The following is a 14,052-nucleotide window of genomic DNA, read 5'->3' on the forward strand; positions in this document are numbered from 1 at the left end:
AATGGTGCAGTCATTCTAGCGCTGCACCCGTCGAAAAGCTTGATCTGGACGGGCATCGCGCGCCGTCGCACTGAAGGAAGCAACTCATGACTGGCCGCACTGCCCCCCTCGTCCTGGTCGACGGGTCCTCGTACCTGTACCGCGCCTTCCACGCCCTGCCGCCGCTGACCACCTCCAAGGGCCTGCCCACCGGCGCGGTCAAGGGGGTGCTGAACATGCTCAAGAGCCTGCGCAAGCAGTACCCGGACAGCCCCTTCGCGGTGGTCTTCGACGCCAAGGGCGGGACCTTCCGCGACGAACTCTACGCCGAGTACAAGGCCAACCGGCCGTCGATGCCCGATGACCTGCGGGTGCAGGTCGAGCCGCTGCACGCCAGCGTCCGGGCCCTGGGCCTGCCGCTGCTGTGCGTCGAGGGCGTGGAGGCCGACGACGTGATCGGCACCCTGGCCCGCCAGGGCGCCGGCGAGGGCCGCGACGTGGTGATCTCCACCGGCGACAAGGACATGGCGCAGCTGGTCTGTCCGCACGTTACGCTGGTCAACACCATGACCGGAAGCGTCTACGACGTGGATGGCGTGAAAGAGAAATTCGGCGTCGGTCCCGAGCTGATCATCGACTACCTGGCGCTGATGGGCGACAAGGTCGACAACATTCCCGGCGTGCCCGGGGTCGGCGAGAAGACCGCCCTGGGCCTGCTGGTCGGCCTCGGCGGCGGCCTCGACGTGCTCTACGCCAACCTCGACAAGGTGCCGGAACTGCCGATCCGCGGCGCCAAGTCGCTGCCGGCCAAGCTCGCCGAACACCGCGAGATGGCCTACCTGTCCTACGAGCTGGCGACCATCAAGCTCGACGTGCCGCTGAACATCGAGATCGACGCCCTGCAGCCGGGCGAGCCGGATCGTGCGGCGCTGCTCGAACTGTACGCCGAGCTGGAGTTCAAGAGCTGGCTGGACGAGTTGCAGCGCCAGGACAAGCAGCCGGTGGCGCAGGCGGAAGGCGGCCTGTTCGCCGCGCCCGCCGCCGAGGCGGCAGATGAGGCCGCCGCCGTCGAGACGAGCTACCAGATCGTTCTCGAACAGGCACAGTTCGACGCCTGGCTGGACAAGCTCGCGGGCGCCGAGCTGATTGCCTTCGACAGCGAGACCACCAGCCTCGGCGCCCAGCAGGCGCAGCTGGTCGGCCTGTCCTTCGCGGTCAGCGCCCGGGAGGCGGCCTATATTCCCCTGGCCCACTCCTATATGGGCGTGCCGGCCCAGCTGGATCGCGACGCGGTGCTGCAGGCGCTCAAGCCGATCCTCGAGGACCCGGCCAAGGCCAAGGTCGGCCAGCACGCCAAGTACGACATCAACGTCCTGGCCAATGCCTCCACGCCGATCCAGGTGCAGGGGGTGGCCTTCGACACCATGCTCGAGTCCTACGTGCTGGACGCCACGGCGACCCGCCACGACATGGACAGCCTGGCGCTCAAGTACCTGGGCCACAGCACCGTGCGCTTCGAGGACATCGCCGGCAAGGGCGCCAAGCAGCTGACCTTCGACCAGATCGCCCTGGAGCAGGCCGGGCCCTACGCGGCCGAGGACGCCGACATCACCCTGCGCCTGCACCAGTGCCTGTGGGCCAAACTCGAGGCCGAGCCGTCCCTGGCCAAGGTGCTGCGGGAGATCGAGATGCCGCTGGTGCCGGTGCTGGCACGCATCGAGCGCCAGGGCGCGCTGGTCGACGCCAAGCTGCTCGGCCAGCACAGCCAGGAGCTGGGCGACAAGCTGGTGGAGCTGGAGCGCCAGGCCTTCGCCATCGCCGGCGAGGAGTTCAACCTGGCCTCGCCCAAGCAGCTCGGGGTGATCCTCTACGAGAAACTGGGCCTGCCGATCCTCAGCAAGACCGCCAAGGGCCAGCCGTCCACCGCCGAGGCGGTGCTCGCCGAGCTGGCCGAGCAGGACTTCGAGCTGCCCAAGGTGCTGATGCAGTACCGCAGCCTGAGCAAGCTCAAGAGCACCTACACCGATCGCCTGCCGGAGCAGATCAACCCGCGCACCGGGCGCATCCACACCAGCTACCACCAGGCGGTGGCGGCCACCGGGCGGCTGTCCTCCAGCGACCCGAACCTGCAGAACATCCCGATCCGCACCGCCGAGGGCCGGCGCATCCGCCAGGCCTTCGTCGCGCCCGAGGGCTACAAGCTGCTGGCCGCCGACTATTCGCAGATCGAGCTGCGCATCATGGCCCACCTGGCCAAGGACGCCGGCCTGCTGGACGCCTTCCGCCATGACCGCGACGTGCACCGCGCCACCGCCGCCGAGGTGTTCGGCGTGGCCCTGGACGAGGTGACCACGGACCAGCGGCGCAGCGCCAAGGCGATCAACTTCGGCCTGATCTACGGCATGAGCGCCTTCGGCCTGGCCAAGCAGATCGGCGTCGACCGCAAGCAGTCCCAGGCCTATATCGACCGCTATTTCGCCCGCTATCCCGGGGTGCTCGCCTACATGGAGCGCACCCGCGAGCAGGCCGCCCAGCAGGGCTATGTGGAGACCCTGTTCGGCCGCCGCCTGTACCTGCCGGAGATCCACGCGAAGAACCCGGCGCTACGCAAGGGCGCCGAGCGCACCGCGATCAACGCGCCGATGCAGGGCACCGCGGCGGACATCATGAAGCGCGCCATGGTCGCGGTGGACACCTGGCTGGGCGAATCCGGGCTGGACGCCAGGGTCATCCTGCAGGTGCACGACGAACTGGTGCTGGAGGTGCGCGAGGACCTGGTCGAGCAGGTCGGCGAACGGATCAAGGCGCTGATGGGCGGCGCGGCGCAGCTGGAGGTGCCGCTGCTGGTCGAGGTCGGGGTGGGCGACAACTGGGACGAGGCGCACTGAGGTCGCGGGCTGGCGCTCGACCGGCTGCGCCGCGGCGTAGCTGGGTTGGGCCTTTTAGCTCTTTTGGAGCTTACAGGTTAACTTTTTATTACCAATAGATTTTAAAAGGCCGATGAACTTTGCGATTAACCGGGCAGTCAGAGTCTAGGAACGGCCACTAAAGCCTTCGATGCTCCTGTGTTAAGTGTTGGCAGACATCTGAACCCCGCCCTAGCGGTTCAGACCCTTAAACCCCGAACTTCTCCCTCCCCATACGAAGCTCGGGGTTTTTTTTGCCCGCAGAAAAGTCGCCGGTGGCGCCGGGGTAGGCCGCCGCCCGCCCCGCCGGCCTTCCTCAGTATTCGGCTTCTGCTTCCGCGGGCTGGCCCAGCTCCAGCCACTCGGCCAGCACCGCCTGGGCCTCTTCCACGCCCTGGCGCTTGGGCGCGGAGAACAGCTGGATGCTGACGCCCTCGCCCCAGCCCTTGCGAATCTCCTGCTGGACCTTGAGCAGCGCGTTCTTCGCCGCGCCGAAGGCCAGCTTGTCGGCCTTGGTCAGGAGGATGTGCATGGGCATCTGGCTGGCGCCGGACCAGTCCAGCATCAGGCGGTCGAACTCGGTCAGCGGATGGCGGATGTCCATCATCAGGATCAGCCCGCGCAGGCTCTCGCGGCTGCCCAGGTAGGCTTCCAGGTGCTTCTGCCAGTGCTGCTTGAGTGGGATCGGCACCTTGGCGTAGCCGTAACCGGGCAGATCGACCAGGCGGCGCTCGTCGTCCAGGCGGAAGAAGTTGAGCAGCTGGGTGCGCCCCGGGGTCTTCGAGGTGCGGGCCAGGCTGGCGTGGGTCAGGGTATTCAGCGCGCTGGACTTGCCGGCATTGGAGCGTCCGGCGAAGGCCACTTCATAGCCCTGGTCGTCCGGGCACTGGTCGACCTTGGCGGCGCTGATGAGGAAGCTGGCCTGTTGGCACAGGCCGATAATGGGGTTCTTGGCTTGCATCGGGCATCCGTTGAGGGCGGGCGTGGGGGCGTGTTGCGAGGCGCGGCCCTTGCGACAATTGCGCGCATCCTGCCGGGCATGGCGCCGCACGGCAAGTGGCGTCGTTTCCGTTTCGGCGGCGCCAGTATATAATGCCGCAGATTTTGTGTGCGCTTTGTCCCACCCGTTGGATAAGTGTTCACGGGAGCGATATAGACCATCTGCCCGTAGAAAGCAGGACGCTCCCCTCCGCGATGAGGCCGATCTCATGAAGAAAATACTGCTCGCTGCCGCTGTGTCGATGTTGTCGTTCCAGGCTCTCGCCGCCCAGGATCCGGAAGCCGTGTACGCCCGCGCCTGCGCGGCCTGCCACAACGGCCAGCTGCCGATGGCGCCGCAGCGCGGCGATCAGGCCGCCTGGGAGCCGCGTCTGGCCAAGGGCATGGACGTGCTGGTACAGAGCGTCACCAATGGTCTCAATGCCATGCCGCCCCGCGGCCTGTGCATGGACTGCACCGCCGAGGATTACCAGGCCGTCATCGAATTGATGTCCAAGTGAGCCCGACGCAAACCCTCTTCTCTCTTAGCCGTAGTTGGATTAGCTGATGAACAAAGTACTCGTGAGTCTGCTGTTGACCCTGGGCATCACCGGCCTGGCCCACGCCGCGGGTGACCTGGTCGCCGGCCAGAACAAGGCGGCCGTGTGTGGCGCCTGCCATGGTGCCGACGGCAATAGTGCCGCACCGAACTTCCCGAAACTGGCTGGCCAGGGCGAGCGCTACCTGCTCAAGCAGCTGCAGGACATCAAGTCCGGCAATCGCCAGGTGGTGGAAATGACCGGCCTGCTGGACAACCTCAGCGACCAGGACCTGGCCGACATCGCCGCTTACTATGCCAACCAGAAGATGAGCGTCGGCGCGGCCGATCCCAAGCTGGTCGAGCGCGGCGAGGCGCTGTTCCGCGGCGGCAAGCTGGAAGAAGGCATGCCGGCCTGCATCGGTTGCCACGCCCCCAATGGTCGAGGCCTCGATGCCGCGGGCTTCCCGCAGATCGGTGGCCAGCATGCGGCCTATGTGGCCAAGCAGCTGACCGACTTCCGCGAAGGCAATCGCACCAACGACGGCGACAGCTTGATCATGCGCTCGATCGCCGCCAAGCTGAGCAACAAGGACATCGAAGCGCTGTCCAGCTACGTGCAAGGCCTGCACTGATACTGCAACAGCTTGCAACGCTGTGGCGTGGTAAAGGGTGGCTTCGGCCACCCTTTTTCGTTGGCCGCGCCGCTACAATGGCTGGAACCCGCACTTGCGCCACGGGTCGAACGCTGGCTGCCCCCGGGCACCGCTCAATCCTCAAGGAGTCACACATGCGTAACCTGATTCTCAGTGCCGCCCTCGCCGCCGCCGGCCTGTTCGGTATGGTCGCCCAGGCCGAGCCGATCGAGGCCGGCAAGCAGTACGTCGAACTGACCAGCCCGGTGCCGGTGTCCAAGCCGGGGCAGATCGAGGTGGTCGAACTGTTCTGGTACGGCTGCCCGCACTGCTATCAGTTCGAGTCGACCATCAATCCCTGGGTCGAACAGTTGCCGGAAGACGTCAACTTCGTGCGCATCCCGGCGCTGTTCGGCGGCGTGTGGAACGTGCACGGCCAGGCGTTCATCACCCTGGAAAGCATGAAGGTCGAACAGAAGGTGCATGACGCGGTGTTCGAAGCCATTCACAAGCAGGGCAAGAAGCTGGCGTCCCCGGAGGAAATCGCCGAGTTCCTGGTCGGTCAGGGCGTCGACAAGGCCAAGTTCCTCAGCACCTACAATTCCTTCGCCGTGAAGGGCCAGATGGAGAAGGCCAAGAAGCTGGCGATGGCCTACCAGATCAGTGGCGTGCCGGTGATGGTGGTCAATGGCAAGTACCGTTTCGACATCGGTAGCTCCGGTGGCCCGCAGCAGGCGCTGCAGGTGGCCGACTACCTGATCGACCGGGAGCGCGCCGCGCAGTAAGCGGCCGCGGCGAGCGCCGAGCATGCTGCGCCGATGGTCCAGCGGCCGCCAGGCCGGCCTGTGCGACCCGCGGGTCAACCCGGGCTGCCCGGCGGCCGGCGACTGGCCCAGGGACGGGCGCTTGCGCCTGCTCAGTTTCAATATTCAGGTCGGCATCAGCACCGAACGCTATCGCCACTACCTGACCCGCGGCTGGCAGCACCTGCTGCCGCACCCCGGCCGCGCCGGCAACCTGCAGCGCATCGGCGCGCTGCTCGGCGACTACGACCTGGTGGCGCTGCAGGAGGCCGATGGCGGCAGCCTGCGCTCCGGCTTCGTCAATCAGGTCGAACACTTGGCCCACCTCGGGGGCTTCCCCTACTGGTACCAGCAGCTCAACCGCAACCTCGGCCGCCTGGCCCAGCACAGCAACGGCCTGCTTAGCCGGCTGCGTCCCAGCCTGCTGGAAGACCACCCCTTGCCCGGCCCGCCCGGTCGTGGCGCGATGCTGCTGCGCCTGGGCCAGGGCGCCGACGCCATCGCGGTGGTGATGATGCACCTGGCTTTGGGGGCGCGCACCCGCACCCGCCAGCTGGCCTATATCCGCGAGCTGATCGGCGACTACCGCCATCAGGTGCTGATGGGCGATATGAACACCCATGCCCTCGACCTGCTGCAGCACTCGCCGCTGCGCGACCTCGGCCTGCTGGCGCCGCAGCTCGAGGCGACCTTCCCCAGCTGGCGGCCACAGCGCTGCCTCGATCACATCCTGCTCAGCCCCGAGCTGCAGCTGGAGCGTTTCGAGGTGCTGCCCCTGCCGATCTCCGATCACCTGCCGGTGGCGGTGGAGATCCGTCTGCCGCACTCCCCGGAACAGCACCGCCCGCCGGCGCTGACGGGGACACCGCGAGGAGGCCTGGCATGAGCGAAGACGCGCAGCGCTGGCGCAACAAGTACCTGGCCAGCCTCGAGCAGCAGGAAAGCCTCGAGCGTCGTTGGGCCGAGCGCGTCGACCTGTTGCGTCGCGGCCTGGTGCGCAGCAGCCTGGCAGCCGAGGGGGCGGACAAGACGGTCGACAGGTGCATGCAGGAGTTGCGCGAGATCCTCCGCCGCGACGACATGGACGGCGGCCTCGCGGCGCTGATTCCGCGCCTGGAAAAGGCCGTGCTGGGCTCCGAGCAGCAACGCCGGCAACGGATCGCGCAGCTCGCCGCTGCCCTGACCGGCCTGGTCGATCCCCTGCTCGAACTGGAGCTGCCGCGGGAGGTGCGCAAGCCGCTGAAGAGCCTCGCCAAGCGCCTGAGCAGCCACGCCGAGCAGGTGCGCGAACTGCCGGCCCTGCTCGTCGAACTCGGTCAGCTGCAGCAGCAGGCATTGGCCGAGCTCGGCCAGCTTGGGGGCGAGCGCCCGGGGTTGCTGCAGCGCCTGTTCGGCGGGCGCGACGGCGCTGGGGCCACGGCCGCCGTGGAGACAGCGGCCTCGCCGGAGCCTATTGCCCTGGAGACCGGGCAGACCGGACAGACCGAGCCCCAGGCGGTTGTGGAGCCGCCCGCCGCGGCCGCCGTGCAGCCTGCGGTGGCCGACCCAGAACCGGCTGCCGCGCCGTCGCGTCGGCCAGGCACAGGGTCGGCCCCGCTGGACAGCCTGCCGGCGCCTGCCGAGCTGCTGGCGCGGGGGCCTGAGCCGCGCTTGGCGCCGGAGTCCGAGGGGGATCAAGGCGTGGCGGCCGATGCCGCGGCAGACGAGCCGGCGGCGGACCCCGAGTACGCCCTGCCCTCGCCGCCGGAGCCCGGTTACAGCGCCATCGCCAACCATGTCGAGGCCACCCTGCTGCGCCTGCTGGACGAGTTGCCGCTGCCGGAGCGCCACCAGGCTCAGGCCGACGTGCTGCGTGAACGCATCCAGGCGGGGCTGAACCTCTACGAACTGGTGCCGGTGCTGGACGACCTGGCGGTATTGATGCTGGCCATCGCCGACGTCGGCCAGCGTGATTTCGAGGTCTATCTCAAGCAGCTCAACGAGCGTCTGGCGACCTTCCAGAGCTCCCTGCAGGACGCCCACGAGGGCTATGCCGACTCGCTCAGTGCGGCCCGCGAGCTGGACAGCGAGCTGCGCCAGCAGGTCGACGGCCTGCACAGCAGCGTGCAGCAGGCCACCGACCTGGGCAGCCTGAAGGACCTGGTGGAGAACCGCCTCGAAGGCCTGCTCGCCACCATGCAGCAGTACCAGAGCCAGCGCGACGAGCGCGAGCAGCTGGTGGGCGGGCGCCTGCAGGCCCTGGTCGAACGGGTGGCGCACATGGAGCAGGAGGCCAAGGGCTTTCGTCAGCACCTGGAGGAGCAGCGGCAGAAGGCCCTGCTCGATCCGCTCACCGGGCTGCCCAATCGCGCGGCCTGGGGCGAGCGTCTGGACCTGGAGCTGGCCCGCTGGCAGCGCTACGGCGGCGAGCTGCTGCTGGCGATGGTGGACATCGATCACTTCAAGCGGATCAACGACGCCTACGGTCACCTGGCCGGCGACAAGGTGCTGAAGATCATCGCCGGCGAGCTGCGCAAGCGCCTGCGCAAGATCGACTTCATCGCCCGTTTCGGCGGCGAGGAGTTCGTCCTGCTGCTGCCCTCCACGCCGCTCGCGGGCGGCTTGCAGTTGCTGGAGACGCTGCGGGAGGGCATCGCCGCCTGCCCGTTCCACTTCCGCGGCGAGCGGGTGAGCATCACCCTGTCGGCCGGGATCAGTGCCTTCGCCGCCGGTGAGCGCAGCGATCAGGTCCTGGAACGCGCCGACCAGGCGCTCTATCGCGCGAAGCGCGGCGGCCGCAACCGCATCGAGCGGGGCTAGCCGCGCGGCTACGCTGTTCCGGGTTCAGGCCGCTTCGGGCAGGTAGGGCCGCCAGGTCTTGGGAATCTGCTCCAGGCGCGGGTAGTTCAGCGCCTGCAGCTGCAACTGCGGCAACAGGAAGGGCGTGTGCCGCATGTGCTGCGGCAGATGGCGCAGTTCCGGCAGCCAGAGGCTGACGTAGGCGCTGTCGGGGTCGTAGGCGCGGGCCTGGCGCAGGGCGTTGAACAGATGGCCGAGCTGCGGGTCGCTGGCGACACCGGCGAGGTAGGCCCAGTTGCCCCAGTTGCTGGCCGGGTCGTAGTCGATCAGATGTTCCTCGAACCAGGCGGCGCCATGTCGCCAATCCTGTTGCAGGTCGTTGATCAGGTAGCTGGCGACCACTTGGCGACCGCGTCTGGACATGAAGCCGGTGGCCGCCAGTTCGCGCATGTTGGCGTCCACCAGGGGCAGTCCGGTGCGGCCGTGGCACCAGCGCTGGAAGCGCTGGTCGAGCTGGGTCGGCGCCCGCGCGGTGGCTTTCACGCCGCCGGCGCGGAACAGCGCTCCGCCATGGCGCACCAGGGTCCAGCGGAAGAACTCGCGCCAGAGCAGCTCCAACCACAGGGCATGGGTCGAGTCGTTGCGTCCGGCCTGGGCCTCGTGGCGGCGCAGTTCGGCCACTACCCGGCGTGGCGACAGGCTGCCGTTGGCCAGCCAGGGGGAGAGTTTCGAGGAATATTCGCTGCCGATCAGCTGGTTGCGGGTTTCGCTGTAGTGGCGCACGGCCCGGCTGTCCCACAGGTAGTCGCGCAACCGTGCCTGGCCCGCCGCCTCGCCGCCAGAGAAGGGGAAGGCGCTGGCCGGCACGCTGAGCGGTTCGCCCAGGCCCAGCTGGGACAGGCTCGGCAGCGGCTGCAGCAGCGCCTCGGCGCCTTCGGGCAGCGAGGGCAATCGGCTCGGCGCCGGCTGCGGCTGGAATACCTGCAGGCGCTGTTCGACCTGCTCGCGGAACTGGCTGTAGACGCTCGGCAGCCGCTCGACCGCGCAGGGCAGTTCCTCGCGGCGCAGCAGGCCGTTGCCTTCCAGCTGTTGTAGCGGCACATCGCCGAGGGCCTGGCCCACGCGTTCGACCTCGGCCCGCTCGTGCGGGGCGATTTCTTCCAGGCTCAGCACCCGCTCCAGGCCCAGGCGGCTGACCAGTTGCGGGATCACCTGTTCCGGGCGGCCCGGCAGCACCAGCAATTGCGAGCCGCGTTGACGCAAGGCGCCGTTCAGCGCCGCCAGGCTTTCCAGGAGGAAGCGCGCGCGGTGCACGCCGAGGCGGCGGGTGCCGAATTCGCCCGGCTGCAGCTGTGCCGGGTCGAGGACGAACAGCGGCAGCAGGCGTTCGGCCTGCAGGGCGGCCTGCAGGGCCGGGTGATCGTCGAGACGCAGATCCTGTTTGAACCAGAGCAGGGCGTGCATGGCGGGCTCCTCGGAAACCTGGCGATGCCCGATGGAATCTACTGCCGGGGCCCCGTCACTGTGGCCCAGGTCGGCGGCAGATGTCAGCCCCCGACTGACGGACGACGCCGTTCTGTCCGCCGAAGGGCGCTTTGCCGACAGACGGACGCCGCGCATCCCATTAGACTGTGGCGATTCGTCGAGGAGTTTGGCATGGATATTTTCGGCATCGCCGCGTTGATTTTTCTGGTCACCGACCCCTTCGGCAACATCGCCATCTACATCGCCGCCCTGAAGAACGTCGCGCCCAAGCGTCGCCTATGGGTGGCCGGCCGCGAGCTGCTGTTCGCCCTGGCCCTGCTGCTGCTGTTCCTGACCTTCGGCGACAAGCTGCTCAGTGGCCTCGGCCTGTCGCGCGAGGCCACCGCGATCGCCGGCGCCATCATCCTCTTCGTCGTCGCCATGCGGCTGATCTTCCCCAGCCCCCAGGGCCTGCTCGGCGACCTGCCGGACGGCGAGCCGATGCTGGTGCCGCTGGCCACCCCGGCGGTGGCCGGGCCCTCGGCCCTGGCGGTGCTGATGACCCTGCGCAACACCCACGAGGGGGCGCTGTGGGAGCTCTACCTGGCGGTCATCCTGGCCTGGGCGGCGACCGCCTGCATCCTGCTGCAGGCCTCCTTCCTGCAGCGCTTCCTCGGTGCCCGCGGCCTCACCGCGGTGGAGCGGCTGATGGGCATGCTGCTGATCATGCTCAGCGTCGACATGCTGTTGGACAACCTGCAAAGCGTGCTGCATATCGTCCCATGAGAACCCTCTGCCTCGTCGTGCTCCTCATCCTGCTCGCCGGCTGTACCCGCGGCCCGCGCATCGACACCCAGTACAGCGCCGCCGGCCAGAGCAGCCGGGTGCAGTACATCGTCCTGCACTACACCTCGACCGACCTGTCGCGCTCGCTGCGCCTGCTGACCGAGGGCGACGTCAGCAGCCACTACCTGATCGGCGACACCCCGCCGACCATCTACCGCCTGGTCGACGAGGACCGCCGCGCCTGGCACGCCGGCGACAGCCGCTGGCGGGGGCGGACCTGGCTCAACGGCACCACGATCGGCATCGAGCTGGTCAACCGGGGCTATGCCGAGGGGCCCGACGGCCGCACCTGGCAGGCCTATCCGCCGAAGCAGATCGATGCCCTGATCGAACTGCTCGAGGACATCATGCGCCGCCACGACCTGGCCCCCGGCAGCATCCTCGGCCACAGCGACGTCGCGCCGCAGCGCAAGGTCGACCCGGGGCCGCTGTTCCCCTGGCGGCGCCTGGCCGAAGCCGGCCTGGTGCCCTGGCCGGACGCCCAGGCGGTGGCGCGCCAGCAGGCGCTGTTCGCCGTCAGCCTGCCGAGCGTGGCCTGGTTCCAGGCGCAGCTGGCCCTGCAGGGCTACGAGGTGCCCCGGCATGGCGAGCTGGATGAGGCCACGCGCAACGTGCTGGCGGCCTTCCAGATGAAGTACCGGCCGGCGCGCCACGACGGCGCGGCGGATGCCGAGACGGCGGCGCTGCTGCTGGTGCTCAACAGTCGCACCTGAGCGGCCTGGCGCGATGATCCCCGCTGCGCCCTGGCGCCTGCCGCCCGCCGGCGCGCTATCATCCGCCGCATCGATTCGGGGGGATGAAGCATGCTCAACGGCCTGTGGCTGAGTTTTTTCCTGGTGGCGGCGCTGGCCGGCCTGTCGCGCTGGTTGTTCGGCGACGATCCGGCGGTGTTCGCCGCCATGGTCGAGAGCCTGTTCGCCATGGCCAAGCTGTCGGTCGAGGTCATGGTGGTGCTGTTCGGTACCCTGACGCTCTGGCTCGGCTTTCTGCGTATCGCCGAGAAGGCCGGCCTGGTGGATTTGCTGGGACGCGCCCTGGGCCCGCTGTTCGCGCGGCTGATGCCCGAGGTGCCGCGGGGCCATCCGGCGCTGGGGTTCATCACCCTCAACTTCGCCGCCAACGGCCTGGGCCTGGACAACGCCGCCACGCCGATCGGCCTCAAGGCCATGCGCGCACTGCAGGAGCTGAATCCGAGCCAGACCGTGGCGAGCAATGCGCAGATCCTCTTCCTGGTGCTCAACACCTCGTCCCTGACCCTGCTGCCGGTGAGCATCTTCATGTACCGGGTGCAGCAGGGCGCGCCCGACCCGACCCTGGTGTTCCTGCCGATCCTCCTGGCCACCAGCGCCTCGACCCTGGCGGGCTTGCTGGCCGTGGCCCTGGTGCAGCGTCTGCGCCTGTGGGACCCGGTGGTGCTGGCCTACCTGATCCCCGGCGCCCTGGCCCTGGGCGCCTTCATGGCGCTGCTCGCCGGGCTGAGCGCCACGGCGCTGGCGGCGCTGTCCTCGCTGCTCGGCAACCTGACCCTGTTCGGGCTGATCCTGCTGTTCCTGCTGGTCGGCGCGCTGCGCCGGGTGGCGGTCTACGAGCAGTTCATCGAGGGCGCCAAGGAGGGCTTCGACGTGGCCAAGAGCCTGCTGCCCTATCTGGTGGCGATGCTCTGCGCGATCGGCGTGCTGCGCGCCTCGGGCGCACTGGACCTGGGGCTCGATGGCATACGCGCGCTGGTGCAGGCGCTCGGCTGGGACAGCCGTTTCATCGACGCCCTGCCCACCGCCCTGATGAAGCCCTTCTCCGGCAGCGCGGCGCGCGCGATGCTCATCGAGACCATGCAGAACTTCGGCGTGGACAGCTTTCCGGCGCTGCTTGCGGCCACGGTGCAGGGCAGTACCGAGACCACCTTCTACGTGCTGGCGGTGTACTTCGGGGCGGTGGGCATCCAGCGCGCGCGTCACGCCGTGGGCTGTGCCCTGCTGGCCGACCTGAGCGGCATCCTCGCCGCCATCGCGGTGTGCTACTGGTTCTTCGGCTGAACCGGCAGCACCAGGCCCACGCTGGCCGCGGCGTCCTCGTGCCGTTCGCTGGCGGCCTCGGTCGCCTCCGCCGCGAGCACGCGGAAACGCAGCACGCCGATCATCTGCCCGGCCTCGGTGAGCACCTGGACCTGCCAGCGGCCTGCCGCGTCGGCGGGGAAGTTCTGCTTGTGGCTCCAGGCGCGGTAGCCCTGCTTGCGGCCGCCATGGATGGACAGGGCGATGCGCTCGACTTCGCGACCCTCGTGGCGCCAGACATGGTAGATGCGCTCGTTCAGCCCGCGCGGGGCACTGATCGCGGTGTAGGCGTACAGGCCCTGGCGACGTAGCCGGTCGGCGTCGAGCTGCTTCAGGCGCTGGCCGGGGCTGCGGCGGTAACCGTCGAACTCGGCAGACAGCGCCGCCTCGGTCAACCACAGGGTCGCCGGCGGCACCCAGACCCGCGTCAGCCAGCCGCCGACGCCGAGCGCCAGGCACAGGCCGAGCAGCAACAGGCCGCGCCACCCGCGCGCCACGTTGATGCTGCCCAGCAGGCTGGGCAGCGACAGCAGCACGGCGATGGCCAGGGCCAGCCGGTAACTCTGCGGCGTGGTCAGCTTGAGGATGAGCGGCAGCGCCGTGAGCAGCACGGCGAACAGCGTCAGGCAGTGGAAGCTGAGGAACAGCCAGCGCCGCGGCGCCAGCCAGCGGTAGTACAGCGGGTCGATGATCGAGACCAGCGCGGCCGCGCCGAGCAGGCCGCTGAACAGGGCCTGCCCGCTGTTCCAGGTGGTGGTGATGAAGAAGAACGGCAGGACGAAGAACAGGCTCTCCTGGTGGATCAGCTGGGTCGCGTAGCGCAGCAGCGGCGGCGGCAGTTCGAAGCCGAAGCGGCGGGCGATGCGCTCGCGCAGCAGGTTCTCCAGGATCAGCCACAGCCAGCTGACCAGCATCACCAGGGCCAGCACGCTGGCCAGCCCGGCCTGGCGCTCGACCAGCAGGAAGCTCGCCAGGCCGGAGGCGAAACCGAAGATCGCCACCAACCAGGGATGGCGGCGGATCAGGGCGGCGAGTCGCAGCAGCAGGGCGCGGGGGAAAGCAAGGCTGGGCAAG

Annotated in this window: 12 protein-coding genes; 9 read left to right on the forward strand and 3 right to left on the reverse strand. The window is 68.7% G+C overall.

The window, feature by feature from the left end; translation table 11 throughout:
* Positions 1-86: 86 nt before the first annotated feature.
* Positions 87-2,867, forward strand: coding sequence for a DNA polymerase I (polA, locus tag ACSX1C_RS16105; RefSeq protein ID WP_439886972.1), 2,781 nt, complete (start codon positions 87-89; stop codon positions 2,865-2,867).
* A 334-nt stretch (positions 2,868-3,201) separates the two neighbouring features.
* Here the strand turns inward: polA and yihA are convergent, their stop codons facing one another.
* Positions 3,202-3,846, reverse strand: coding sequence for a ribosome biogenesis GTP-binding protein YihA/YsxC (gene yihA / locus ACSX1C_RS16110; RefSeq protein WP_439886973.1), 645 nt, complete (start codon positions 3,844-3,846; stop codon positions 3,202-3,204).
* A gap of 247 nt (positions 3,847-4,093) precedes the next feature.
* Here yihA and ACSX1C_RS16115 point away from each other — a divergent pair, with 247 nt between their 5' ends.
* The 5 genes from ACSX1C_RS16115 to ACSX1C_RS16135 all read left to right on the forward strand — a co-directional run bounded on the left by ACSX1C_RS16115 (position 4,094) and on the right by ACSX1C_RS16135 (position 8,638).
* Positions 4,094-4,384, forward strand: coding sequence for a c-type cytochrome (locus tag ACSX1C_RS16115; protein WP_318644201.1), 291 nt, complete (start codon positions 4,094-4,096; stop codon positions 4,382-4,384).
* A 46-nt stretch (positions 4,385-4,430) separates the two neighbouring features.
* The gene (locus ACSX1C_RS16120; protein WP_439886974.1) at positions 4,431-5,036 is read left to right on the forward strand and encodes a c-type cytochrome; all 606 of its coding nucleotides are present in this window, start codon (positions 4,431-4,433) and stop codon (positions 5,034-5,036) included.
* A gap of 155 nt (positions 5,037-5,191) precedes the next feature.
* Positions 5,192-5,821, forward strand: a complete 630-nt coding sequence (locus ACSX1C_RS16125; protein ID WP_439886975.1) for a thiol:disulfide interchange protein DsbA/DsbL — start codon at positions 5,192-5,194, stop codon at positions 5,819-5,821.
* A gap of 22 nt (positions 5,822-5,843) precedes the next feature.
* Complete coding sequence (locus ACSX1C_RS16130; protein ID WP_439886976.1) at positions 5,844-6,725, forward strand: endonuclease/exonuclease/phosphatase family protein; 882 nt, start codon at positions 5,844-5,846, stop codon at positions 6,723-6,725.
* Positions 6,722-8,638: a GGDEF domain-containing protein gene (locus ACSX1C_RS16135; RefSeq protein WP_439886977.1), complete on the forward strand. Its 1,917-nt coding sequence runs from the start codon at positions 6,722-6,724 to the stop codon at positions 8,636-8,638. Before ACSX1C_RS16130 ends, ACSX1C_RS16135 begins: the two co-directional genes overlap by 4 nt.
* Positions 8,639-8,662: 24 nt before the next feature.
* On the opposite strand, the gene ACSX1C_RS16140 is transcribed toward ACSX1C_RS16135, so the two are convergent.
* Entirely contained in the window at positions 8,663-10,081 is a 1,419-nt protein-coding gene (locus tag ACSX1C_RS16140; protein WP_439886978.1) for a DASH family cryptochrome, read from the reverse strand.
* A 192-nt stretch (positions 10,082-10,273) separates the two neighbouring features.
* On the opposite strand from ACSX1C_RS16140, the gene ACSX1C_RS16145 reads away from it, so the two are divergent.
* The 3 genes from ACSX1C_RS16145 to ACSX1C_RS16155 all read left to right on the forward strand — a co-directional run bounded on the left by ACSX1C_RS16145 (position 10,274) and on the right by ACSX1C_RS16155 (position 12,960).
* On the forward strand, positions 10,274-10,867 hold the full coding sequence (locus ACSX1C_RS16145; protein ID WP_318644195.1) for a MarC family protein: 594 nt from the start codon (positions 10,274-10,276) through the stop codon (positions 10,865-10,867).
* On the forward strand, positions 10,864-11,640 hold the full coding sequence (locus ACSX1C_RS16150) for an N-acetylmuramoyl-L-alanine amidase (protein ID WP_439886979.1): 777 nt from the start codon (positions 10,864-10,866) through the stop codon (positions 11,638-11,640). The genes ACSX1C_RS16145 and ACSX1C_RS16150 overlap by 4 nt, the downstream gene beginning before the upstream one ends.
* Before the next feature lie 90 nt (positions 11,641-11,730).
* Positions 11,731-12,960, forward strand: a complete 1,230-nt coding sequence (locus ACSX1C_RS16155) for a nucleoside recognition domain-containing protein (RefSeq protein ID WP_439886980.1) — start codon at positions 11,731-11,733, stop codon at positions 12,958-12,960.
* On the opposite strand, the gene ACSX1C_RS16160 is transcribed toward ACSX1C_RS16155, so the two are convergent.
* Positions 12,942-14,051: a DUF5924 family protein gene (locus ACSX1C_RS16160; protein ID WP_439886981.1), complete on the reverse strand. Its 1,110-nt coding sequence runs from the start codon at positions 14,049-14,051 to the stop codon at positions 12,942-12,944. The two genes, ACSX1C_RS16155 and ACSX1C_RS16160, sit on opposite strands and share 19 nt — an antisense overlap.
* Between the last annotated feature and the right edge of the window lies 1 nt (position 14,052).

It is taken from the genome of Pseudomonas sp. MBLB4123 (assembly GCF_051904775.1).
Lineage (GTDB): Bacteria > Pseudomonadota > Gammaproteobacteria > Pseudomonadales > Pseudomonadaceae > Aquipseudomonas > Aquipseudomonas benzenivorans_B.